Origin of the sequence: Bacillus sp. FSL R9-9492 (genome assembly GCF_038007365.1) — a bacterium.
GTDB lineage: Bacteria > Bacillota > Bacilli > Bacillales > Bacillaceae_G > Bacillus_A > Bacillus_A mycoides.
On the sequence record NZ_JBBOXC010000001.1, the window covers coordinates 1,002,701 to 1,025,104 of the forward strand.

Consider the following 22,404-nt stretch of genomic DNA (forward strand, 5'->3'; position numbering starts at 1 on the left):
CTGTTGTTAACAGTATATGGTGCATGAAGTGCTATGTCAATTTTAAAATGGTACTGAGGGGAAATGGCAATTCATGTTTTAATCTTGTTAAATAACAAAATAAAAGCCTACTGTTTTCTTGTGACAGTGGCTTTCATAGTTGGTAAACTACTATATTACGCTTAGGGAATCTCGCCTTTTGATAGTAACACATATATGTTAGCCCTATATTGAGAAATAAAAAAAAGACACTCTCAAGAGTGCCTCTTATTAGCAGCCGAATCCGCCGCCCCAACAGCTAGCTCCAACGATGATTAATAAGATAAAGAGCACAACAAGTAAGGCGAATCCACCGCCAAAACCACAGCCTCCACCACAACTACCACCATAGCCTCCACAACTACCACCATAGCCCATATTAACTCCTCCTTCCATAAAGTCCATATATTAATGGATTTATATCACTTTATGTTTTTACGGATAAACTTGAGCAGGTCCTTTTGAAAAAATAAAAGTACTCGGTATTTTAAAAGAGTTGACGAACTTATTTTTGTCACGAGTATTCCGCTTATTACATATGGTATTTTATTCTGTGCATTGGGGGAAAGGAGATCGTTATGGCTAATTCTGAGATGATATTACGTTTACTTACGGATTTAAAGATTGAGCAGCAAGCTTTAAAAGAACAGCTGGAGAAAATGCAAACAGCTTTGAGTATTCTTGAAGAAAAACCAACTATTCCTGAAGAGAAATCAACTATTCTTCAAGAGAAACCAGTTGTTACAAAGCAACGTGGACATTCTGGGTTTCCAACATCTTTTCGTGATTGGAGAGCATCTTCTCAAAAGAACTAAGGAATCCTGTTATAGTGAGTTATACAAGTACAGTCTACTGTTGTAGTTAATACAGAGGCTGTACTTTTTGTTATGTTAGTATAAGTTGTGATAGGTGGTTTATATTTTCTTTGACTATTCCACCTTTAACTCGATCCCTTTATCCAGCATATCTCCATTAATTTTCAAAGTTAATCCTTGTGTGTTTTTCGGTACATCGAATACAATTTTCCCTTCCGAATTTTCATTAGGATTAAGAACACCAAATTTAAATGTAGAGGTATTTGCAGCTTTAAGTACTAATTGAGACTCATTAGAAATGTAATATTCTCTTCCTAGTCCGTCAATTAATTTAAAGTTGTTACTATGTAGTGTAATGGGTTCCTTTTGGCTATTATAAACTGAGACGTCTAATACTTTAAATACACCTTGTGCTGTAACCTCTCCACTACCTATAGCATCTAATGACTCTGCATAGGGTATTGATATGTATACATCAGAAGAAACTCCCTGAGTGGAAAGCTTTTCTTGCGAATCCTTGTTACTAAGTTCAGTATTCTTTGTTTCTTTAGGCGCCTTATGCTCGTTTTTCGTGTTATTACTAGATGTATCATGTGAACTGCAAGCTGATAATCCAAATAAGAATGTGCTACATAATAATGATGTTAATAACTTTTTGTTCATAGTTTGTTCCTCCAAAATAGAAGTACTTTCATGGGTGCTGTAATGATTTAGTACATCTATATTTTTCTTTATATGTATTAAATGCTACATCTTATTATATTGTTTTTGGAATAAAAAGGAAACTTGATGCAAATAAACAAGACACTTTGCAGTGTCTTGTTTATTTAAGTTATGCGCATTACTTAATAAGACGTTAGTTTCTCATCCTGAACATGAGTAACTATGTAGGATGGTTTAATTATAACATTTTAACCAGTAATGGGTCTATATGGAATTCTCAATAGTTGTTTTTAATTATTCAGAATGATACATGTGGTGAAAGGTATATATTATCTATAATAATTGTATATATAACTAGCCTTGTAATGAGTTTCTACTATATTTGAAATTGAAATATAAATGAAAAGAAAAGCACAAAGAAGGGGCTGTGGAATATGGGCGCTTGGGGAACTGGATTATTTGTATGTCACACTAAAGACCGAAAGTGATGAAGAGCTTTTTATTACAAAGAAAAGACACCCATATAAGAGTGTCTTTTCCGATAGTTTTTTAGCAGAAGCAAGAAGCTCCAACAATGATTAATAAAATAAACAATACAACTAGTAAAGCAAAGCCGCCGCCACAACTACTACAACTACCACCAAATCCCATAATAGTTCCTCCTTTAATAAGAGGGGAAAACAAGGGGTCACTCATGTATTTTAACGGATTCAATTTACTTTATGTTTTTTACGCAATAATTGAGCAGGTCCTTTTGAAAATAAAGAAAAGACACCCTAAGGTGCCTTTCTCCGACTTGAACCATCTTAATTTTAATAATATTGGACTCCCGTCCGAATATTATTTTACCATGTTAAGTAATATTGGTCATTGAGAAAAAAAGAAAAAGCCCTATATAGAGGTATCACCACACGACTAGCCAGCACTCACACCTAAAAACAGGAGGGAATGATAAAATGCAAGTTTAAGGAGGGGGAAGAATGAAAAATGTACATAGATGGTTAAATTATTTTGGTTTTATATGTGTGTGTATGTCTAGCTTCGGTTTTGTTTCTCGTTGGATTTTTCGTGATGTGATTGCACTCGATCAATTACTTGTTTTGAGTATAGGAATTATTATTTTAATAACAGTATTTTTTGTAAAACGTTGTAGTAAAGAGTTACGAGGTGATAAAGGTTAATCGCCCTAAATGTAGTTTTAGAATTTCGCAATCGGAGTATATTGTTGAAAAAGGCTTATTGAATAATGACAGTTTATTTTAAGAAAGTAAATCGATAATATAGTAAATAATACTTTCCTTGACCCTGTACTATGGCACAGGGTTTATACTTTATATGAGGTGAGACAGATGCAATATCTTATTATCGAAACTTTAATAGATTCAGAAAAGAAAGTAGAAGAATATTTATAAAAATAATAAATTGTAAAGGTGGGAGAATAATGGAAGATTGTTGTAGTAACCTTAAAGGAATAAAAATTGAAAATAATGGTCATTGTCCATCATGTAAAAATAAAGCTAAGAATGTAAATTTGATTACACTAAAATCATTGCTTAAACCATCGGCATTAGAAACATTAAATGCTAAAGAAAATCACTATTTTTGTTCAAACGAAGATTGTGATGTAGTCTATTTTGATACGAATAATAAAAAATACTTTGTATCTGACATAAAGGTAGCTGTAAATCAAAAAGATGACTCAGCAACTACACCAATTTGTTATTGTTTTGATTGGACAAAAGAAAAAATCAAACAATATGTGAAAAATGGACTTACTCCTAATCCAGTAGAGCATATTCGCGAAAACATAAGAGAAAATCGATGTGGTTGTGAAGTAAACAATCCACAAGGTAGTTGTTGTTTAGGCAATGTTACAACTTATATTAGAAAAATGTCATAAGGAACTTAAATGTTGCTTTTTTTCACCAAAATACTTTGGGGTATTTCAAAATCTCAAGTCGATGGGCATGTGGCGTTGCCTCATGCTCACCAAGCTAGTTAGGGTATGTTAAGTAAACCTTATGGATTTGTATATCTCATCCATCCACTTTCAGATTGTTTCGCTTTATACTTCCCATAAGACAGAAGCTTCATTGCCGAGCGATTGGCCGCATGAAAAACCAAGTTTAGCTTCAATTCTTCCTCCATTTCACTGGGATAGGTGGTAGATTCATAAACATAATAACCCGCCATGATACAGGGGATTACTTGCTCCGGTTCAAATCCATAAGCAGTTGCATCATCCACAACCAAATCAATGATGCATCGGTTTCCATCTTTAACTTTTTTCTGGAGTAATTTTTTTACCGATCCTGGTACTAATTCTAATATTTTATCCTTCATGTCAGTCACCTCATCTTTTATCATGTCCAGATAGCCTGGGGATATGTGTCAAACAGAATGAAGTTCCAACCGTAATTACACTGGTTTAACAAGATCTTAAGGACTATATCACCCTAAAAGAGAAAATGGCTTTAAATAAAAGAAACCCCGATTGTCTGCGGGGCTCCTAAGGGTAATCGTCAAGTAATGACGTACTCGACTAATTAACGATATCATGAATTTTTCGGTAAAAATAATGGTAAATGTGTCCAAATGAATAAGGGCATCATTTGGAACAAAAACGCTATTTTAATTTCAAACAAAAGAACAGTCAGCAAAAGCTAACTGCTCGGTTCTCCAAGGGGGAACAAGGAGAAAGTAACTTAATCGGTTGTCTTCAGTATTGACGGAATATTGAATTTTATTCAGGGGTCTATGTTATATGATTGATAAAAAATTCCTTTATTAGCAGTAAAACTCCGAGGATAGAAAGGATCCTGAATGGAAAAGCGAATTCTTATTTAATTGAATACTGTCAATATGATATGTAAATATGCATATTGTATTTATTTGGGTTTTTTGTATGTTAAAATCAAATATAAGGATGTAAATATATAATAAACCAAAAGTAGGAATATCCAATGAATTTTGAGAGGTGTTACATGTTTAAAAATAAGAAATTAATTCGATTTTGTCTAACATTATTTGTATGTTTATCTGTAATTGATTTTACAATCGGTTATTTTCAAACATATCTTGAAACAGCAGCAGATATTAAATGGATAATACCAGGAATTTGGAAAACTATTTTGATAGATGCTCCTGAAAGCATACTTGTTATTTTAGGTGCAATAGCTTTATATGATTTCACAAAAGAGACATCGCCAAAAGACGTATCAATCTAAATGCGTCTTTTTTCAATTTTCTTCAATTAGCAATTTCATGGAGAGTCTTGCTGCAAAGGCAGAATAGGAAGCCCTAATCAAGGTATTTTGCAGAAAAATCAGTCTTTTAATTCTTGTCAGTGAAATGTAGATTTACGATGTTTAGATATTTGTATGAGTATCAGGAGACATTATATGGTTGATTAATGACTGTCTTTAAAAAGAAAATTCAATTATCTGTATTTATATTTATGTGGTAAAATAGTACAGTATTTATAAATTATAGGGGGTATATAATATGATTAATGAAATAGTTTGGGGAAGTCCAGGTAGTTTGCTCTGTTTAGGCTTCTTTTTTGCAGGTTTGGGAGTATTCATAAGATTGTCTAGAATGCCGAAATAATAAAAAGTTTAGTACATAACCGGTGTTAATAGATGAAGCTTTGCTGTATGGACGATTAACGAGTGTTTTAGAAAAAACATATTTATGACTTATTGAAAAAAGACGCCTGCATGAGCGTCTTTTTTATTAAAATTTATATTTTAAAGAGTTACCTAGAAGAGAACAAGCTATTAATTAACAAAAAAGAAAAGACACCCTAAGGTGCCTTTCTCCGACTTGAACCATCTTAATTTTAATAATATTGGACTCCCGTCCAAATATTATTTTACCATGTTAAGTTGTTTTTGGAAATATGCCATATCGATAATTACAATATACGTTTTAGTTTTTAAATTATTTATCTTTCTAAAAGTTGAAATTAATAAGAACCCCATAAATGATAAACCATTCCACTAACAAAAAACACTAATCCTAAAAACAAAACAATTAAAGCAAGTACTCCATTTTGATTATGTTCCATAAAATTAGCTCCTTTTAGATTTATTTTTATCCCGCTATTTGTGGGCAGTAAAACTCCCACCTCAAAACTCAGCTGGAGCAAAGAAGTTAGGTGGGAGCCCTGCTGCCCGTAAACGCCCGATTGGTGAAGGCTAATACTCAGTGGGGGATGAACAAAACCCCCCACTGAGTAAAGTTTCACTTTATATACAAAAAAGCCTTTAGTCGTAATTATGGCTAAAGGCTTTGATCATTATACTTTTTAGTTTATAAAATTTGAAACTGAAAATGTACTAGCTTGATAATGAAGCTTGGCTATTAGAATTGAAAAATTTTAGTTTTATTATAATTAACAGAAATGAGAGTAGTGTGAAAATGAATCCGCTCCAAATAAGCTGGTGAATACCTAAGTTTGAAATGAACCAGCCTCCAATAGTTGTTCCTAAAGTAATTCCGAGATTTGAGAATGAAACGAATAGGCTATTACCGAATTCAGGCGCTTCCTTTGCTTCGCTTATTAACCATGTTTGACCAACAATTAATCCACCAGCATGTACGATTCCCCAAATGAATACGATAAAAATCATTGGAACAAGGTAGGAACCTAAATAATAAACCAATATGTAAACAATAGAATATAGGATAGGGAATAATATTACTGTATTTACTATACTTTTTTGCAGGAGACTACCAAATAAATGATTGCCTAAAATCATAACTATGCCAAATATGAATAGCATGATACTGATGAGAGATCCATTCATGGAAGTTACTTTGGCAAGGTACTCAGCGAAGTAGCTGTATACGGAAAACATGGCTGCAAAAAGGAATGTGACGGTTAAAATATTCAACCATAATCCTGGTTTGCCGAGTATACGAATTTGTTTGCCGAAAGACATTTTTTCTTTAACAGGCATAGAAGGAAGTAGGATTAGTATTCCAATGAATGCAAGAGTGTTAACAAGCGCTCCGAATAAGAAAGCAATTTCGAGTGAAAATTGGTCTGCAAGGTAAGAGGTTAGTGGTACACCTAAAGCAAAGCCAACAGTAATTCCCATGAAAACTTTTGTAACCGCTTGACCGCTCTTTTCTGGAGGGACAAGTTTAGCAGCTGTTACAAGAGCAATTGAAAAGAAGAGTGGGTGAAGTGCTGCCGGTAAAATACGAAAAATAAGCATGATTTCAAATTGTGTTGTATAAGCGTAGATTATATTTGAAATAACAAATGCAAAAATTGCTGTTAATAAAATTATTTTGCGATCAATACTAGAGACGAGCAGAATTAAAAACGGACCAGAAATAGCAACAACTAGTGCAAATATACTTACTAAAAATCCAGCTTGTGTAGTTGAAATTCCGAATTTTTGAGTGATTTGTGGTAATACGCCGACAATACCCATCTCGGTAGTAATAATTCCGAACACACCTATTGCGAGTGTCAGAATAAGTAAAGGATTTACTTTTTTCATTTATAAAACTCTCCATTCGTATCAGTATTTTGAAAGTAAATTCATTAACAAAGAAGCATTATTACAAGTATGATTGGATGCCAATCTTATCTGGACTATGTAATTTTAAATACAATAACAGATATCTAAATAACTAGATATGATATATTAAAAAATTTTCTCCTTTCTATGTTTCTTGCTTTTATAGGTAGTGCAATTTTATAAAAAAGTAATTGGATACCTGTAAAAAAGCAGAATGTGTGAAAGCTAATAATCAATTGATATGTAGATTGATTATTAGCTTTCATTTTATAATTCGTTTTGAACGTATTCAGAAAACTCTCGTATTGTTTTTTCATTTCGGCGATAGTATGTCCATTTTCCAATTCGGTCAGAGTCTAGTAATCCTGCCTTTTTCATTGTTAATAAATAACTAGAAATAACCGATTGGGCTAAGCCAGTTTTAAGCTGGATATCTCCTACGCACACTCCAACTTGAAAGCTAAGGCCTTGCTCTAGATAAGGTTTTTCATCGAAATGGTTTTCTGGATTTTTCAACCATGATAAAATTTGACATCTTGTTTCATTTGACAATGCTTTATAAATTAATAAAGGTTCCATAAGGATATTATATCTACTTTTATAGATTTGTAAATGGGTTTTGGTTATTTTAGGGGGAGAAGGTATACGTGATCCTTTTAAATGTGAATGGGGTGCTTTAGCCATGGGGCTTTCTTTCTGGATGTGAATTTATAAAAAGTTGCACCGTCATATTGCTTTAGAATATGATTGGTTAAAGAGTAGGTGATGAGTACATGCAGGAAACAAAACAATTCCCGCTTATATCTGGAAATCTCTCATTAGATTTAGTGAATACAGAGTTAGTTAGGCGTGGACAACGTTATGATTTATTAATAACAGATGAAGATGTATTAGAATGGCTACATGTAGTAAAGGAGAATATTCCTTTTGACAATGAAAAGGTGCTCCAAGAGCGCATGAATCAAGTTACATCTAGCATATTAGAAATAAGAGAGGTACTGAGAAAACAGTTCGAAGCAATTGCTGATCAGCACGAAATTTCTAATGATTTTATTGTGTATTTAGAAAAACAAATTGAGAAGGCGCCATTTACATATAAAGTCATTGAACAGCGTCTCGTACCCATCCCAGTTGGAGAAATTGAGGATGTTCTCGTATCGTTAATTGCATTTGATACTTTAACGTTAATAGCAGAGAATAAGCTTATTTCTCTTAAAAGATGTTCAAACCCCGACTGTGTTTTATTATTTATAGATAAAAGTGGAAAACGAAAATGGTGTTCTATGAAAATATGTGGAAACCGGAAAAAGGTGGCAAAATTTCAGGATCGAAAATCTGAAGAGGTTTAGGGAATCAACTTATAACAGTTGATTCTTTTTTTTTTGACCTTTAAACTAACCTCTAAAATTGATATTTACAGGTTAGTTAATTCGGGTTATAATTGTAGGTAAATAAAGTGAAACTTTAATTAGTGGGGTGTCCATCCCCGCGAATAGCGGGATAAAGGAGGAAACGATGGATAATATAACAGCAGCTAAGCAGAAAGAGGCTCAGCCAATAAGTGTACGATATTTTTCAAAAATGAAAGGGAAAGGGAGAAGTCCATTACAAGTAAATATAAAGGATTCTTTAACGGGACTACTGGGGGGATTTTTAACAATTCTCACCTTAACATATTTAACGAGTATAACCTCTACAGAATTGCTAATGGCTCCATTTGGAGCGAGTTGTGTATTAGCGTTTGGAGTTTGGAATGCACCGCTATCTCAGCCGCGTAATATTATTGGAGGACATTTAATTTCAACTTTCATTGGTCTATCAATATATCATTTGTTTGGGAATGAATATTGGACAATTGCTTTAGCAGTGGGGATGGCAATAGCCGTTATGATGTTAACGAGAACAACGCATCCTCCGGCAGGGGCCGATCCAATTATCGTTATTTTAGGGGCAAACAGTTGGAGTTATTTAGTAACACCAGTTTTAGTTGGTTCCGTGGTTATTGTGGTTATTGCTTTATTCATTAATAATATGAGTAGTAAAAGAAGCTATCCAACTTTTTGGATATAATTTGTAAAGTGAAAGACAATTTAAGTGAGTATTCTATTTTTACTATGTTTTATTTTTTATATAGAAAAAGCCTTAGTTGTAATTATGGCTAAAGGCTTGGGTTCGCATCCTTTTTAATTGATAAAGAAAAGACACCCATATAAGAGTGTCTTTTTTATTTGAGTTATGCGCATTGCTTAATAAGACGCTAGTTTCTCAGTCTGACTATGAGTAACTATGTAGGGTAATTTAATTACAACATTTTAACTAATAATGGGTCTATATGGAATTTGAAAAAACTGAAAGATTATTATGCCTTTGTTTTTCCTTGTAAAAAAATGTTCAATAATTCGTTGTTGCAAACGCTTACCGCTTGTGTATAATAAAGGTAAGTTAATAATTAAAAGGATTGTTACTGTTCGGCAGGCAAAACCTAAATTGATCTAGAGGCTACGGGTGTAGTGTGGCTTTTGGAATCAGTTTAGGTTTTTTTATTACCCTTTGTGACTTTAGTAGAAAAAGAAGGCGGAACAATATGAGAATCCATAAAATCTTAAATAATAATGTTGTTTGTACGATGAAGGATAATGAGACAGAAGTTGTACTTATGGGCAGAGGTTTAGGATTTCAGAAAAAAGTAGGCGATACCATTGATGAATCTAAGATAGAAAAGACCTTTGTGCTAGAAACAAAAGAATTATTAGAGAAACTTGCTAGATTGTTAACTGAAATTCCTGTGCAGAATTTAGAAATTACAGAGAGAATTATTCGATTCGCTAAGACAGTTTTGCCGGGGGAGTTAAGTGATTATATTTATCTTACATTAACAGATCACTTAAGTTTCGCCTTAACTAGGCATAAAGAAGGAATGGATCTCAAAAATACTTTGCTTTGGGAAGTTAAGAGATTCTATCAGAAAGAGTTTGAAATCGGTCTACAAGCTTTACATATTATTGAAGAAGAGACTGGGTTTAGACTTTCTGAAGATGAAGCAGGGTCAATTGCACTACATTTCGTTAATGCGCAGCAAGGAGAGCCGGCGATGCAGCAAACGGTGGCGATGACGAAAATCGTCCAAGATATTTTAAATGTTGTTAAGTACCACTATAAGATGAACTTAGATGAAAATTCATTTAATTATAGTCGGTTTGTAACGCATTTACGATATTTTGCTCAACGTTTAATGCAGAAGGAATTAAATTCGGCAGATGATGATTTTTTATATGAGCAAGTGAAAAGTAAGTATCATGAAGCATATTGTTGTACAGAAAAAATTGAAGCATACTTACGAAAAGCGCATAATAGTCATCTTTCAAAAGATGAAAAAGTGTATGTAACGTTGCACATTCATCGTGTAACGAAGCGTAATGAGTTATCTAATTGAATAAATCGGGATTGTTACTGGTTGGCAGGCAAAACCTAAATTGACTTTTAATGGAGTGATTCGTATGTATCACGTCATTAGAGTTAGTTTAGGTTTTTTCTTTTATAAATGATAAATGGGATGATTATAAGGAGGGGAACCTATTATGAAATATGAAAAATTAGCAAAGGATATTTTGAAAAACGTAGGTGGAAAAGAAAATGTACATAGTGTTGTTCACTGTGTGACTCGCTTAAGATTTCAATTAAAGGATGAGGGGAAAGCAAATACGGAAATACTGAAAAGTATGGAAGATATTGTGACTGTTATGAAAAGCGGTGGACAGTATCAAGTTGTTATTGGTAACCATGTATCCGACGTGTATAAAGCGGTTATTGTTGCCGGAGGATTTCAAGAAACAGAAGAGGAAGCTACGAGTGAGAAGAAAAAGAGTAGTCTTATAGATATTCTTTCTAGCATTTTTACTCCTATTTTAGGGGTGTTAGCTGCAACAGGGATGATTAAAGGATTTAATGCACTATTTGTAGCGTTAGGTTGGTTAAGTACTCAGTCAGGGACGTATCAAATATTAAACGCGGTTGGGGATTCGTTATTTTATTTCTTCCCAATCTTCCTAGGATATACAGCAAGTAAGAAATTTGGAGGATCACCATTCATTGGTATGGCAATTGGGGGGGCTTTAGTTTATCCGGCTTTATCAGGTTTAAAAGCAAGCGAGCCATTATATACGCTATTTGCGGGAACGATGTTTGAATCACCAATTCATATTACGTTTTTAGGAATACCAGTTATTTTAATGAATTATGCGTCATCAGTTATTCCAATTATTCTCGCTACTTATTTTGGATCGAAAGTAGAAAGAAATTTAAAGAAAGTAATTCCAGATGTTGTTAAAACATTTGTAGTACCATTTTTCACATTACTTATCGTTGTACCAGTTACATTTCTTGTGATTGGCCCGATTGCGACGTGGGCAGGTCAATTTTTAGGACAGGCTACACTTTGGGTTTATAATTTAAGTCCATTAGTAGCAGGGATAGTACTTGGTGCTTTCTGGCAAGTGCTCGTTATTTTCGGACTTCATTGGGGAATTGTCCCGATTGGCTATAATAATTTAGCAGTGCACGGTATTGATCCTATATTAGCGCTCATATTCGCTACTTCATTTGCTCAAATTGGGGCTGTTCTTGGAGTTTGGATGAAAACGAAAGACCAGAAATTAAAAACACTTAGTATTCCAGCTTTTATTTCGGGTATTTTCGGGGTTACAGAACCAGCGATTTATGGTATTACACTTCCTCTTAAAAAGCCGTTTATTATGAGCTGTATTGCGGGAGGAATTGGCGGCGGAATACTTGGCGTATTCGGTACGCAAGCTTATATGACAGGTGGTCTTGGGATATTTGCGATTCCAACATTTATTAGTCCGAAAGAAGGCATCACGGCTGGATTTTGGGGAGCGATTATTGCGATGGTTGTCTCCTTAATATTAGGTTTTGTTCTTACTTACTTATTTGGTTTTACTAAAAAGAAAGCTTCTACAGAAACAGTTGAAACAATTAATAAAATTGCTGCATCAAACGATGATGAAGTAATCTTAAGTCCTTTTCATGGTGTAGTTAAGCCTCTCGAACATATTGATGATGCTGCATTTGCATCAGGTGCGTTAGGTGAAGGAGTTGCGATTGAGCCTTCAGAAGGAAAGTTGTTTTCACCAGTATCAGGTACGATTTCTGCGCTTTTCCCGACGAATCATGCAGTAGGAATTACGGCGGATTCAGGCGCTGAAATTTTAATCCATATTGGGATGGATACTGTGAAACTAAATGGCGAATTTTTCTCTTCTCATATTGAACAAGGAGCGAGAGTAGAAAAAGGGCAATTACTTATGGAGTTTAATATATTTGAAATTCAAAAGGCGGGTTATATTGTGACAACACCAGTTGTTGTTACAAATTATGATAAATATAGCATTAAAAAAACGGAAGTAGAAAAGATTCAAGCAGGAGATTCATTACTAGAGTTAGCAGTTAAATAGTAGTTACATTTCATACAGGTTCAAACGAAGAAAGGTATTCTTTAAAAATTGTAATGCCTTTCCTCGTTAATTCTTATATAAAGGAGTTTTTCTATATGTCTAAAGTTATTTTTCCTAAAGGATTTTTATGGGGCGGCGCGATTGCTGCCAATCAAGCTGAAGGAGCATATTTAGAAGATGGAAAAGGATTGACGATAGTTGATCTATTGCCAACTGGTGAAAAGCGTTGGGATATTATGAAGGGGAATATTCATTCCTTTACACCGGTAGAAGGGGAGTTTTATCCATCACACGAAGCAATTGATTTTTATCATCGTTATAAAGAGGATATTACTCTTTTTGCAGAAATGGGATTTAAAGCGTTACGCGTATCTATTGCTTGGACACGTATTTTCCCAAATGGTGATGATGAAAAGGCGAATGAAGCAGGGTTACAGTTTTATGATAATTTATTTGATGAACTGTTGAAGCATGGCATTGAACCGGTAGTTACGATGGCTCATTTTGATGTTCCTGTTCATTTAGTTGAAAAGTACGGAAGCTGGAGAAGTAGAAAGCTTGTCAATTTCTTTGAGACGTATGCAAAAACGATTTTTAATAGATATAAAGATAAAGTGAAATATTGGATGACGTTTAACGAAATTAATATGCTTTTACATTTACCTTTCATGGGAGCAGGGTTAGCATTTAAAGAAGGTGAGAATAAAAAACAAATTCAGTATCAAGCAGCGCATCACCAGCTTGTCGCAAGTGCGTTAGCTGTGAAAGCGTGTCATGAAATTATTCCAGATGCAAAAATCGGTTGTATGCTTGCTGCTGGTGCAACGTATCCATATACATGCAATCCGGATGATGTTTTACGCGCGATGGAACAAGACCGTGAATCATTCTTCTTCATTGATGTGCAAGCAAGAGGAGCATATCCTGGGTATGCGAAACGTTTCTTTAAAGACAACAATTTGACGATTGAAATGGAAAAAGACGATGAGTCAATCTTGAGAGATAATACAGTTGATTATATCGGATTTAGCTACTATTCAAGCCGAGCAACAAGTACAGATTCGGAAGTATTAAAAAGCATAACGAGCGGGAATGTATTCGGTTCTGTTGAAAATCCATATCTGGAAAAATCAGAATGGGGATGGACGATTGATCCGAAAGGCTTCCGTATTACAGCGAACCAACTTTACGATCGTTACCAAAAACCTTTATTTGTTGTTGAAAATGGTCTCGGTGCAATCGATCAATTAAATGGTGAAGACGAAGTGAATGATGAATACCGTATTGATTATTTGCAAAAGCATATGATTGAAATGTCCGAAGCAATCCAAGATGGAGTAGATATTATCGGATATACAAGCTGGGGCCCAATTGACCTTGTAAGTGCCTCTACTGGAGAAATGAAAAAACGCTACGGATATATATACGTTGATAAAGATAATGAAGGAAAAGGCTCATTAAAAAGATCGAAGAAGAACAGTTTCAATTGGTATAAAGAAGTAATTGAGACGAATGGTGAGAGTTTGAAATCTTAAGTAAAAAAAGAAGACATCAATTAAGATGTCTTCTTTTTTTCATTGTGAATAAAGTATGGAGCTATATTTTCCTTTACACGAACATAACAGTATAATATAGTTAAGTTAAGTAAACTTAACTATTTAACGAAACGAAATAACAGCATAACTGGAGGAAGAATACTATGACTAGATCATATAAAGAAGTAATTAATGAAATGAACCGAGCCTATAATGAATTCTACATTTTACTATTTCAGGAGTTGAAAGATGAGTACGGCCTTACAGGACAGCAAGAGAGCATGCTATTTCATATTAATTTAAATGAAAATACGACAGCAAATCACATTGCGACTACTTTTAATATATCGAAAAGTGCTGTGAGCCAAGTTTTATCGAAATTGGAAAAACAGAAGATGATTTCGAAACAAGTAAACCCTAATAATAAACGGGAGTATTTCCTTACACTTGGTCCAAACGGTAGTAAGTATATAGAGCGGTTGTCTGAGTTAGATGATGTATTAATTGAGAAATACTTTTCTAAAATCGACATAAATGCTTTAGAGCAAATGACCGATACGCTAACGAAAATAAATAAAGTGATATTGGAAGAAAAACAGAAGGATCTTGATTGTAATGAGTAAGAACCTTGATGAAGCAATTAGTAGAAAGGAGGAGAAGCCTGTTATGAGTTACATACCAAATATGATTACGATAGCAAATTTTGTATGTGGGCTTTTGGCTATTTACGCTGTCCTCGTTCACGATATGTATTTGGGGGCAGTTTTTATTATTACAGGTATGTTATTTGATTTTTTTGATGGCATGGTCGCTCGGAAACTTGATTCTGTTTCGGAAATGGGTGGAGAGCTAGATTCATTTGCGGATTTAGTTACCTTTGGTGTGGCACCTTCTATTCTTGCATATAGTATCGTGTTAAAAGATTTGCAGTCTATCGGGATGATATGTGCGCTTGCTTACAGTGTTTGTGGAATGCTGCGGCTTGCGAGATTTAACACGCAGCAAAGCAAACTCCCGACATTTATAGGCATGCCAATTCCATTCGCGGCAATGTGCCTCCTCATTTTATGCCTCATGAATAATCCAGTTTCCGTGGCGTTTGGCACATGCGTACTTGCTTATTTAATGGTGAGCAAAATCAAATTCCCCCATTTTAAAAAAGATATATCGGAAAGTTTGAAGTCCGAAAGATGGGATTGATGATACGGAAATATAACGAGAAAGATAAGGAGCATAACATGATTCGTATGGCATTAAGATCATTTAACATACAAATATATTGTTTGCTAGGCGTGATGTTATTAGGGTGGTTGCTGACACCTTTTTCAGCCCAGTTTGTAGGGATAAGCATTGGCCTTTTAGTGAGTATGTACTGCGCCTGGATTTTAGGAAGGCGTATTGAAAAGTTCGGAGATAGCATTGTAAAAAAAGAAAAAGCACCGATGCTTGGAATGATGAATCGGTTTGCAGCTGCAATACTCGGCGCGATTATTATGTATGAAATTGAACATCATGATTTCATGTGGACATTTGCTGCTGGAATTATGGGTGGGTATTTCTTAGTTATTATTAATTTAGGGTATTACAGTATGAGAGATGAGAAGGAATAAAGTGAAACTTTAATCAGCGCACATCAATCGGCGTTTTTAAAAGCGAGGAAAGTAGCTACTTTCCTCGCTTTTGTGTTGTATGAAAAAAATTAAGGGATTGCCATATGGCAATCCCTTAATTAATATAATTCATTAATCGTTTCTTTCGCGATTTTATTAGAAGCATCTAATTTCATCAAGTACCTTTTCATTCATGCTTACTGCTTTCCTCTGGTCAGAATAAGTATATCTGAATGAGTCAGACTTTAACTGAACAAACGATTCACATGATTATATATACTGTATTGATGAAAATACTACAAGATTTGCATGTGAAGATTTAAGAAAAATTTAATGTTTACCCCGCTCTTTATTTTAAAAGTTGTTCCTATCCTATAAATGAGTTACATCAAGAAGAAGACTAAAAACGAAAAAGTCATAGATGAAAATGTAAAGTTAGGGGATTCTGCATGCATACAGAAGTTTTGATGGGTTATTTGTATACTTATTTTTTTACTATTATTTTTTGTATTGTGTTTCAAATTGGATTTTATTTTAAAGCGAAAAGAACTATATCTATTGGGCATTTTCTATGGGTATATGTTTTTCTGTTCTACCTTTCGCTAGTGTATAAGGTGACGCAAATCGCGACTGTATGGGATATAAGTAGATATGAAACGTGGATTCGTGTAAGTCAAATCAACTTGACTCTATTTGATACTGCAGGTAGTACTACGTATCTTTTGAACATTTTACTGTTTATGCCGTTAGGTTTTTTATTACCGACTATTTGGCCGCATTTTAGAAAAATGAAAAACACCGTATGTGTGGGATTCTTTTTTTCATTGGCAATTGAGTTAAATCAATTACTAAATAATAGAATTACAGATATTGATGATTTATTTACGAATACCCTCGGGGCGATTGTTGGGTATTTATTATATAGAGTTTTATTTAAAATGATATTTAAAAGAGAGGAAGAAAAGCTTGATAACAATTCTTCTCTAGTCATAAAATACGAGGCTATTTTTTGTTTAGTGTGTTCATTTGTAGGTGCGATGTTAATTTATTATCCAGCTTTATTTGGAAGACCTGTAATCCTTCAGTGAGGTGATTATGTCCTTGTATGATAAAATGATTCTAGTTCTCCAAGCTCAAACACGGTAAAATGTGAATGGCGCATCCTCCTTTTCTAACTTAATAGAAACAGTTTATGTATTAAATGATAGGTAGGTGTAAATGTGTTAAGTGTTCAATTATCTCAATACTTACTAAAAGAGTCTCAACCTGCTCTTCATACAGATGGAAAACGAGTGTATATGTTAAATGATGAAGGATTATTTGTATTTCACACTAAAGACCGAAAGTGATAAAGTGTTGTGTAAATAACTAATTTGGATGACTTGAATGTATAAACTTAAAAACTTTCCTTTATGGAGATTTTTTTATTACAAAGAAAAGACACCCATATAAGAGTGTCTTTTCCGATAGTTTGTTTAGCAGAAGCAAGAAGCTCCAACTATGATTAATAAAATAAACAATACTACTAATAAAGCAAAGCCGCCAGAAAATCCACAGCCGCCACAACTACCACCAAATCCCATAATAGTTCCTCCTTTAATAAGAGGGGAAAACAAGGGGTCACTCATGTATTTTAACGGATTCAATTTACTTTATGTTTTTTACGCAATAATTGAGCAGGTCCTTTTGAAAATAAAAAAAAGACACATTAAGGTGCCTTTCTCCGACTGGATAACCGCATTTCGAAACTGGTGGATAACTTGCAAATAGTATGTATGCTTCGATTTATTTACAGATACCTAAGATTTATACATTCTTTATATAAGTCAGTACTTTTGATTACTAAACGTTCAATCATCATAATGTTTAGTTTATTGTTACCAACCACTCGCTCCAACATCCGTCTTCAACCACTTCACCCAATCCAAATCCTCCACCTTAAGCAAACTCAGTGAAACACCTTTCATATCTAAAGAAGTTAGCAGCGTACCAACTTTTACGAATGTAATTTGTAAGCCTTCTAGCTCACATAAACGGCGAATATCATTTGCGAAAATGTATTGTTCCATTAATGGTGTTGCACCGAGTCCATTAATGAGAATGGCGAAGTTGTCACCTTTTCTCCAGCGATAAATGCTTTTTAGTTTGTTCATTAGTTCGATTGCTAATATTTCAGAAGAGGATAGCGCTTCTTTACGGTATCCTTTTTCTCCGTGAATGCCGACGCCGTAAAAGACTTCATCGTCGTTTAATGTGAATGAAGCTTTTCCTTTCACTGGATCATTTGCAGGTGAAAGAGCGACTCCTAATGTGTGTAAGTTTTGGATGACAGAATGGCCAAGTGCTGTTAGTTCTTCTAAAGAATGACCGCTCTCAGCGGCCGCGCCTACTATTTTTTGAATGAAAACAGTACCAGCGACGCCGCGTCTTCTTTTATTAAACGAAGCATCATCTTCAATTGAAACGTCGTCATTTACGATGATGTGGTCAATTTGTCTTCCTTCTTCTTTTGCGATTTGTTCTGCCGCTAAAAAGTTTTCTACGTCATCTTTAAAGTTTTTTATGATGAATAAAATACTTTTATCTTTTGGCATTAAGCGAGTTGCCGCCACAATTTGTTCGACTGTAGGGGGAGTGAAGATACTGCCGTTTACTGCCGCTGTAAGCATACCGTTTCCTACATAACCAATATCAGCTGGTTCATGTCCGCTACCACCGCCGCTTATAATGACAACGTTTTGCTCCATTTCTGCGATATCTTTTACATAAATGATGTTATTTGTTTCGTCGTAATTCACTTTGTCGTTATGTTCAAAATAAAAGCCATGCAGCATATCTTGAACAATATTTTCTACATCATTCATAATCTTTTTCATTGCTTTTTCCACCCTTTAATTACTTTGCTGATTGCTCCAGTAATAGTAGTAATTGATTGTTTATCATATTTTTCATGAGAGAAGACATAATGGAAGGATCTACTTCGCATTTGCTTTCAATCCAATCTTTTATCGTTCCGACGAAGCCGTGACTATAAAAAGAGGCAATCGTATTTTTTGTCTCATCAGAAAGGCTGAATCCACAGCTCATAGATAATTCATCAATAATCTTCATATATAAGTTTTTCGTATGCTCAAATAAATAGTGATTAAACGAGTTTTGCTCAATGACTTTAAAGGCATTTCGGTAAAATTTTTGATTTTCATAAAAGTAATCAAATAATAAATCGAAAATGTTTTCCCATGTTTCATAATCAAGAAAGTCTATAATATTTTCTTTCGTTTCTTCTTTATAAATCCAGCTTAATAGTTCGAATTTATCTTTAAAATGATAATAAAAAGTTTGCCTGCGCATTTGACAGTGTAACATAATATCGCTTACTGATATTTTATGAAACGACTCTGTTTCCATTAAATATTTCAATGAATTCGCGATTATCTTTTTAGAAATTATAGAAGAGGTCATCTAAATCATCCCTAGAATGTTATTAATATAAAAATTCTATCTATAAACGAAAGAAGCGTCTTTAGACAGATTGTCCATTTTGTCCGTTTACTATAAAACGCTTTCATTTTAACATGAGTAGTAAGAAGAAGATTTCAAATATATCACAATATATTAAAGGAATTGAGGGAGAATCACAATGAAAAAGATTATAAACAAACCAGAAACATTAGTAATGGAAATGTGCAACGGAATGGTGATGGCTCATCCAGAGCTTGAGTTTTTGAAAAAATATAAAGTTATTAAGAAGAAAGATATGAATGAAAATAAAGTAACGTTAATTAGTGGCGGCGGTAGTGGTCATGAGCCAGCGCATGCAGGTCTAGTCGGAAAAGGAATGTTAGATGCGGCAGTGTGCGGAGATGTGTTTGCTTCTCCTTCACAAATTCAGGTATATCAGGCGATTAAAGAGACAGCTAGTAAAAAAGGTACGTTATTAATTATTAAAAATTATAGCGGCGATATTATGAATTTCAAAAACGGTGCACATTTAGCGACTGAAGATGGAATTGAAGTCGACTACGTAAAAGTAGACGATGATATTGCGGTAGAAGATAGCCTGTATACAGTAGGACGCCGCGGCGTTGCGGGAGTTATTTTAGTTCATAAAATTGCCGGTGCAGCTGCGGAAGCAGGAATGGATTTAGGAGCGGTTAAAGCTGTAGCGGAAAAAGCAGCGGCTAACGTGCGCACAATCGGTTTAGCGTTAACTTCTTGTACAGTACCAGCAAGCGGATCACCTACTTTTACACTTGAAGAAGATGAAATGGAATACGGCGTAGGTATTCACGGTGAACCAGGTATTAAACGTGAAAAAACGATGTCAGCAGATGAATTAGCTAACCGTATGACAAATGATTTAATAAAAGATTTAGGAGTAAAAGATGGTGAGGAAATCGCACTTCTAGTAAATGGTTTTGGCGGAACACCACTGCAAGAACTATATCTATTTAATAATGCAGTTACGAGAGAATTAGCTGATAGAAACATTAAAATTAATAGAGTATTCGTCGGTAACTATATGACGAGTATTGATATGGCAGGTATGTCTTTAACAGTAATGAAGTTAGATGACGAGTTAAAAACGTTGTTATCGAAAGAGTGTAATACACCAGCGTTTAAAGTAGATGGACCAGTTGAAAGTGTAGAGTACGTGAATGTGCTTGAAGATGTAGAAGAGAAGGAAGTTTCCTTCGAAATAGAAACAGCGGAAGAGCACGCTGTTATTAAAGATAGTGTCATTACATTAAATAACATGATTTATCTCGTTGATAAAATGAGTGACATTATTATTAAAAATGAAGTACCGTTCTGTGAGTTAGATACACATGCTGGTGATGGCGACTTCGGAATGAGTGTTGCAAAAGGATTTAAGCAATTAAAGCGTGAGTGGCATTCTATTTTAGGACAAGAGAATGTAACGATCGGATCATTCCTTGACGGTTGTTCAATGATTATTATGGAACATTGCGGCGGCGCTTCTGGTCCAATTTGGGGCGGAGCATTCCGCTCAGCTAGTAAAGCAGCAGGCGAAAAACGTGAGTTAACAGCCAAAGAGTTCGCTGAAATATTGCAAGCGGCACTTCAAGGCATACAATCTATCGGTGAAAGATCGTTCGGTAGAGGAGCGGTAGTTGGTGATAAAACACTTGTTGATGCACTTGCTCCATGTGTAGATTCTTGGTTAGCTAGCGCTTCAAACGAAGTAGACGTGAAAACTGCCTTTGAAAAAGGAGCAGAAGCAGCGGTTAAAGGCGCAGAGTATACGAAAGAAATCGTAGCTCGCATGGGCCGCGCCGGTACAGTTGGTGAAAGAAGTTTAGGCTATCCTGATGCAGGTGCGCATGCGCTTGGGGTTATCTTTACGGAGATTGCGGGTAGTTTGAAATAGGAATTAAAAGATCCCCTCTGCCTTAAGGCGGAGGGACTTGTATATAGTTAGTTGATTATATGTAGAAGACTTCTTTCAGTGCTTTTTGCTTATTTGAGAGATTTCTTCAATCAAATTGTATTTGAGACTTAGTTTTTTTGTGATTGCAGCTTATCAATTTTCCAGTGTGCTCCTAGAGGATCTAAAGAGCTTTCAATATAAAACATATATTCATCTGCGGTACTTGTTACTTCAAAAGCTATTTTTAATTCTACCGTTTCATTTGGTTTAACTTGTATATCAGAAAGGTTTTGATCAAGCACCTTTCCTTCATAGGCCTTTCCGTCTTTTTCATCTTTTAAGTTATATTTTAATTCTGATAGTCCAATCGTTTGACCTCGTACATTTTTTACAGAGACATTAACAACGACGGAATCGTTGTTAGCATTTAAATATGCACTTTGAACGGTGGCCAAGTAATAGCCTCCCTTAACACTCTCACCAACTAATAAAATACCTTGTTCCAAGCGGCTAATATCTTCTTTTTCTTCAAAATTTATTAATTCTTCATTTTCATTTTTTGCGGTTGGTTCTTCTATTGGACCATTTTCAACGGCACTATCTTTTTTATCTTGTGTGCAAGCAGCCGTAACACTGACTAATACTAGAATTAAAGTAAGTAATATGAATGATTTTCTCATAAAATTGATCTGTCTCCTTAAGTTTCTCAATTTTGTGCAACTATACATATAAGATTAACATAATGTCTCATTATTGGCTCAAAATAGGAAATCTTTTAGACACCTTATTCTTTTTCCTTTTAATATACATTCGATTGGTTCTCACGATATTTTTTAATCTTTTAAATCATTGTCTTAGTAATACCAAGGGTTATTATAGATATATTAATCATATAATTTGTCCATATCAAAATGAACGTTTCTTGCATCTAATATATTGTAAATATATTTTATTTTGAAAGGATGTGATTATATGGCTCATAAATCTACTGGAGTGTTTCGAGTTCCAGTTTCTGAAAATGGGATTATTCCAACTGCTCTCAACATTATGTTAAACAATGATTCACGCTGCCATACTAGTAATGTAACGGTAACTGTTAAGAGAAGTCGAAACACTTTTTTCCCAACTCAAAATGAATTAGTTGAAATCTCTCGTACGTTTGTTTCTTTAGAACCAAACAGAACAACTAAGATTGTGTTGTTTACGCCAGAATTCGAAATAGAAGATTTTCTTGATGTCATCGTTAGTGGAAATAAAGATGATGTTAAGGATGTTCTTGTATATTCTTTCTTAGCAGATTCAGCAGGTCACAATCTGCCATCTACTGTTTTCAGAAATGCAGAATACACTTTTGCTTGCTGAC

26 protein-coding genes are annotated in these 22,404 nt (G+C 34.5%); 16 read left to right on the top strand and 10 right to left on the bottom strand.

Annotation, left to right across the window (positions count from 1 at the left end; all coding sequences use genetic code 11):
- Positions 1 to 249: 249 nt before the first annotated feature.
- A complete protein-coding gene (locus tag MKY70_RS04995; protein ID WP_000540380.1) occupies positions 250 to 396 on the bottom strand; it encodes a YjcZ family sporulation protein in 147 nt (48 codons plus the stop codon).
- A 200-nt stretch (positions 397 to 596) separates the two neighbouring features.
- Here MKY70_RS04995 and MKY70_RS05000 point away from each other — a divergent pair, with 200 nt between their 5' ends.
- Positions 597 to 833: a preprotein translocase gene (locus tag MKY70_RS05000; protein WP_113733434.1), complete on the top strand. Its 237-nt coding sequence runs from the start codon at positions 597 to 599 to the stop codon at positions 831 to 833.
- Between the two features lie 114 nt (positions 834 to 947).
- Here MKY70_RS05000 and MKY70_RS05005 read toward each other — a convergent pair whose 3' ends face one another.
- On the bottom strand, positions 948 to 1,496 hold the full coding sequence (locus MKY70_RS05005) for a DUF4352 domain-containing protein (RefSeq protein WP_341023523.1): 549 nt from the start codon (positions 1,494 to 1,496) through the stop codon (positions 948 to 950).
- Positions 1,497 to 2,045: 549 nt separating this feature from the next.
- Positions 2,046 to 2,147 (bottom strand): YjcZ family sporulation protein, encoded by a 102-nt coding sequence (locus MKY70_RS05010; protein ID WP_000505688.1) that lies wholly within the window; start codon positions 2,145 to 2,147, stop codon positions 2,046 to 2,048.
- Positions 2,148 to 2,476: 329 nt separating this feature from the next.
- On the opposite strand from MKY70_RS05010, the gene MKY70_RS05015 reads away from it, so the two are divergent.
- Positions 2,477 to 2,677 carry a hypothetical protein gene (locus MKY70_RS05015; protein WP_002087259.1) on the top strand — a complete coding sequence of 67 codons (201 nt, stop codon included), beginning with the start codon at positions 2,477 to 2,479 and terminating at the stop codon, positions 2,675 to 2,677.
- A 260-nt stretch (positions 2,678 to 2,937) separates the two neighbouring features.
- On the top strand, positions 2,938 to 3,396 hold the full coding sequence (locus MKY70_RS05020) for a putative iron-sulfur cluster-binding metallochaperone (protein ID WP_149190200.1): 459 nt from the start codon (positions 2,938 to 2,940) through the stop codon (positions 3,394 to 3,396).
- A 119-nt stretch (positions 3,397 to 3,515) separates the two neighbouring features.
- On the opposite strand, the gene MKY70_RS05025 is transcribed toward MKY70_RS05020, so the two are convergent.
- On the bottom strand, positions 3,516 to 3,839 hold the full coding sequence (locus MKY70_RS05025; protein WP_002064068.1) for a hypothetical protein: 324 nt from the start codon (positions 3,837 to 3,839) through the stop codon (positions 3,516 to 3,518).
- Between the two features lie 620 nt (positions 3,840 to 4,459).
- Between MKY70_RS05025 and MKY70_RS05030 the strand changes: the two genes are divergently transcribed.
- Complete coding sequence (locus tag MKY70_RS05030; RefSeq protein WP_341023526.1) at positions 4,460 to 4,723, top strand: DUF3937 family protein; 264 nt, start codon at positions 4,460 to 4,462, stop codon at positions 4,721 to 4,723.
- 1,113 nt (positions 4,724 to 5,836) lie between these two features.
- Here MKY70_RS05030 and MKY70_RS05035 read toward each other — a convergent pair.
- Positions 5,837 to 7,012, bottom strand: a complete 1,176-nt coding sequence (locus MKY70_RS05035; protein ID WP_341074470.1) for an MFS transporter — start codon at positions 7,010 to 7,012, stop codon at positions 5,837 to 5,839.
- Between the two features lie 288 nt (positions 7,013 to 7,300).
- The gene (locus MKY70_RS05040) at positions 7,301 to 7,612 is read right to left on the bottom strand and encodes an ArsR/SmtB family transcription factor (protein WP_002087249.1); all 312 of its coding nucleotides are present in this window, start codon (positions 7,610 to 7,612) and stop codon (positions 7,301 to 7,303) included.
- A gap of 194 nt (positions 7,613 to 7,806) precedes the next feature.
- Here MKY70_RS05040 and MKY70_RS05045 point away from each other — a divergent pair, with 194 nt between their 5' ends.
- The 10 genes from MKY70_RS05045 (at position 7,807) to MKY70_RS05090 (ending at position 16,998) form a co-directional block, all read left to right on the top strand.
- Positions 7,807 to 8,382, top strand: coding sequence for a CGNR zinc finger domain-containing protein (locus MKY70_RS05045; protein WP_002140624.1), 576 nt, complete (start codon positions 7,807 to 7,809; stop codon positions 8,380 to 8,382).
- A 166-nt stretch (positions 8,383 to 8,548) separates the two neighbouring features.
- Positions 8,549 to 9,103 carry an HPP family protein gene (locus MKY70_RS05050; protein WP_033709658.1) on the top strand — a complete coding sequence of 185 codons (555 nt, stop codon included), beginning with the start codon at positions 8,549 to 8,551 and terminating at the stop codon, positions 9,101 to 9,103.
- 514 nt (positions 9,104 to 9,617) lie between these two features.
- A complete protein-coding gene (gene licT, locus MKY70_RS05055) occupies positions 9,618 to 10,466 on the top strand; it encodes a BglG family transcription antiterminator LicT (protein ID WP_341023531.1) in 849 nt (282 codons plus the stop codon).
- 145 nt (positions 10,467 to 10,611) lie between these two features.
- Complete coding sequence (locus tag MKY70_RS05060) at positions 10,612 to 12,504, top strand: beta-glucoside-specific PTS transporter subunit IIABC (RefSeq protein WP_341074471.1); 1,893 nt, start codon at positions 10,612 to 10,614, stop codon at positions 12,502 to 12,504.
- Between the two features lie 95 nt (positions 12,505 to 12,599).
- The gene (locus MKY70_RS05065; protein WP_341023533.1) at positions 12,600 to 14,039 is read left to right on the top strand and encodes a 6-phospho-beta-glucosidase; all 1,440 of its coding nucleotides are present in this window, start codon (positions 12,600 to 12,602) and stop codon (positions 14,037 to 14,039) included.
- A gap of 164 nt (positions 14,040 to 14,203) precedes the next feature.
- Entirely contained in the window at positions 14,204 to 14,662 is a 459-nt protein-coding gene (locus tag MKY70_RS05070; protein WP_060750941.1) for a MarR family winged helix-turn-helix transcriptional regulator, read from the top strand.
- The gene (gene pssA / locus MKY70_RS05075) at positions 14,655 to 15,239 is read left to right on the top strand and encodes a CDP-diacylglycerol--serine O-phosphatidyltransferase (RefSeq protein WP_060750942.1); all 585 of its coding nucleotides are present in this window, start codon (positions 14,655 to 14,657) and stop codon (positions 15,237 to 15,239) included. Before MKY70_RS05070 ends, pssA begins: the two co-directional genes overlap by 8 nt.
- A 38-nt stretch (positions 15,240 to 15,277) precedes the next feature.
- On the top strand, positions 15,278 to 15,649 hold the full coding sequence (locus MKY70_RS05080; RefSeq protein ID WP_088031149.1) for an ATP synthase subunit I: 372 nt from the start codon (positions 15,278 to 15,280) through the stop codon (positions 15,647 to 15,649).
- A 449-nt stretch (positions 15,650 to 16,098) separates the two neighbouring features.
- Positions 16,099 to 16,737, top strand: coding sequence for a VanZ family protein (locus MKY70_RS05085; RefSeq protein ID WP_341023536.1), 639 nt, complete (start codon positions 16,099 to 16,101; stop codon positions 16,735 to 16,737).
- Positions 16,738 to 16,869: 132 nt separating this feature from the next.
- Entirely contained in the window at positions 16,870 to 16,998 is a 129-nt protein-coding gene (locus tag MKY70_RS05090) for a hypothetical protein (protein ID WP_265114235.1), read from the top strand.
- 126 nt (positions 16,999 to 17,124) lie between these two features.
- Here the strand turns inward: MKY70_RS05090 and MKY70_RS05095 are convergent, their stop codons facing one another.
- From MKY70_RS05095 to dhaS, 3 genes are all read right to left on the bottom strand, one after another.
- A complete protein-coding gene (locus tag MKY70_RS05095) occupies positions 17,125 to 17,232 on the bottom strand; it encodes a YjcZ family sporulation protein (RefSeq protein ID WP_000505673.1) in 108 nt (35 codons plus the stop codon).
- A 294-nt stretch (positions 17,233 to 17,526) separates the two neighbouring features.
- Positions 17,527 to 18,525: a DhaKLM operon coactivator DhaQ gene (gene dhaQ, locus MKY70_RS05100; protein ID WP_341023537.1), complete on the bottom strand. Its 999-nt coding sequence runs from the start codon at positions 18,523 to 18,525 to the stop codon at positions 17,527 to 17,529.
- 19 nt (positions 18,526 to 18,544) lie between these two features.
- Positions 18,545 to 19,111: a dihydroxyacetone kinase transcriptional activator DhaS gene (dhaS, locus tag MKY70_RS05105; RefSeq protein ID WP_002166228.1), complete on the bottom strand. Its 567-nt coding sequence runs from the start codon at positions 19,109 to 19,111 to the stop codon at positions 18,545 to 18,547.
- Between the two features lie 178 nt (positions 19,112 to 19,289).
- On the opposite strand from dhaS, the gene dhaK reads away from it, so the two are divergent.
- On the top strand, positions 19,290 to 21,041 hold the full coding sequence (dhaK, locus tag MKY70_RS05110; RefSeq protein ID WP_341023539.1) for a dihydroxyacetone kinase subunit DhaK: 1,752 nt from the start codon (positions 19,290 to 19,292) through the stop codon (positions 21,039 to 21,041).
- A gap of 128 nt (positions 21,042 to 21,169) precedes the next feature.
- On the opposite strand, the gene MKY70_RS05115 is transcribed toward dhaK, so the two are convergent.
- Positions 21,170 to 21,721, bottom strand: a complete 552-nt coding sequence (locus tag MKY70_RS05115) for a DUF4352 domain-containing protein (protein ID WP_341023540.1) — start codon at positions 21,719 to 21,721, stop codon at positions 21,170 to 21,172.
- 292 nt (positions 21,722 to 22,013) lie between these two features.
- On the opposite strand from MKY70_RS05115, the gene MKY70_RS05120 reads away from it, so the two are divergent.
- Positions 22,014 to 22,403 (top strand): hypothetical protein, encoded by a 390-nt coding sequence (locus MKY70_RS05120; RefSeq protein WP_289403218.1) that lies wholly within the window; start codon positions 22,014 to 22,016, stop codon positions 22,401 to 22,403.
- The last annotated feature ends 1 nt before the right edge of the window (position 22,404 follow it).

Bases quoted from the DNA above. Each gene is read 5' to 3' on its own strand.
- dhaS (WP_002166228.1), bottom strand. From the start codon at position 19,111: ATGACCTCTTCTATAATTTCTAAAAAGATAATCGCGAATTCATTGAAA.
- MKY70_RS05015 (WP_002087259.1), top strand. From the start codon at position 2,477: ATGAAAAATGTACATAGATGGTTAAATTATTTTGGTTTTATATGTGTG.
- MKY70_RS05115 (WP_341023540.1), bottom strand. From the start codon at position 21,721: ATGAGAAAATCATTCATATTACTTACTTTAATTCTAGTATTAGTCAGT.
- MKY70_RS05045 (WP_002140624.1), top strand. From the start codon at position 7,807: ATGCAGGAAACAAAACAATTCCCGCTTATATCTGGAAATCTCTCATTA.
- MKY70_RS04995 (WP_000540380.1), bottom strand. From the start codon at position 396: ATGGGCTATGGTGGTAGTTGTGGAGGCTATGGTGGTAGTTGTGGTGGA.
- dhaK (WP_341023539.1), top strand. From the start codon at position 19,290: ATGAAAAAGATTATAAACAAACCAGAAACATTAGTAATGGAAATGTGC.
- MKY70_RS05030 (WP_341023526.1), top strand. From the start codon at position 4,460: ATGAATTTTGAGAGGTGTTACATGTTTAAAAATAAGAAATTAATTCGA.
- MKY70_RS05050 (WP_033709658.1), top strand. From the start codon at position 8,549: ATGGATAATATAACAGCAGCTAAGCAGAAAGAGGCTCAGCCAATAAGT.
- MKY70_RS05120 (WP_289403218.1), top strand. From the start codon at position 22,014: ATGGCTCATAAATCTACTGGAGTGTTTCGAGTTCCAGTTTCTGAAAAT.
- MKY70_RS05020 (WP_149190200.1), top strand. From the start codon at position 2,938: ATGGAAGATTGTTGTAGTAACCTTAAAGGAATAAAAATTGAAAATAAT.
- MKY70_RS05060 (WP_341074471.1), top strand. From the start codon at position 10,612: ATGAAATATGAAAAATTAGCAAAGGATATTTTGAAAAACGTAGGTGGA.
- MKY70_RS05040 (WP_002087249.1), bottom strand. From the start codon at position 7,612: ATGGAACCTTTATTAATTTATAAAGCATTGTCAAATGAAACAAGATGT.
- MKY70_RS05010 (WP_000505688.1), bottom strand. From the start codon at position 2,147: ATGGGATTTGGTGGTAGTTGTAGTAGTTGTGGCGGCGGCTTTGCTTTA.
- MKY70_RS05025 (WP_002064068.1), bottom strand. From the start codon at position 3,839: ATGAAGGATAAAATATTAGAATTAGTACCAGGATCGGTAAAAAAATTA.
- MKY70_RS05080 (WP_088031149.1), top strand. From the start codon at position 15,278: ATGATTCGTATGGCATTAAGATCATTTAACATACAAATATATTGTTTG.
- MKY70_RS05070 (WP_060750941.1), top strand. From the start codon at position 14,204: ATGACTAGATCATATAAAGAAGTAATTAATGAAATGAACCGAGCCTAT.
- MKY70_RS05005 (WP_341023523.1), bottom strand. From the start codon at position 1,496: ATGAACAAAAAGTTATTAACATCATTATTATGTAGCACATTCTTATTT.
- MKY70_RS05085 (WP_341023536.1), top strand. From the start codon at position 16,099: ATGCATACAGAAGTTTTGATGGGTTATTTGTATACTTATTTTTTTACT.
- MKY70_RS05095 (WP_000505673.1), bottom strand. From the start codon at position 17,232: ATGGGATTTGGTGGTAGTTGTGGCGGCTGTGGATTTTCTGGCGGCTTT.
- licT (WP_341023531.1), top strand. From the start codon at position 9,618: ATGAGAATCCATAAAATCTTAAATAATAATGTTGTTTGTACGATGAAG.
- MKY70_RS05065 (WP_341023533.1), top strand. From the start codon at position 12,600: ATGTCTAAAGTTATTTTTCCTAAAGGATTTTTATGGGGCGGCGCGATT.
- MKY70_RS05035 (WP_341074470.1), bottom strand. From the start codon at position 7,012: ATGAAAAAAGTAAATCCTTTACTTATTCTGACACTCGCAATAGGTGTG.
- pssA (WP_060750942.1), top strand. From the start codon at position 14,655: ATGAGTAAGAACCTTGATGAAGCAATTAGTAGAAAGGAGGAGAAGCCT.
- dhaQ (WP_341023537.1), bottom strand. From the start codon at position 18,525: ATGAAAAAGATTATGAATGATGTAGAAAATATTGTTCAAGATATGCTG.
- MKY70_RS05000 (WP_113733434.1), top strand. From the start codon at position 597: ATGGCTAATTCTGAGATGATATTACGTTTACTTACGGATTTAAAGATT.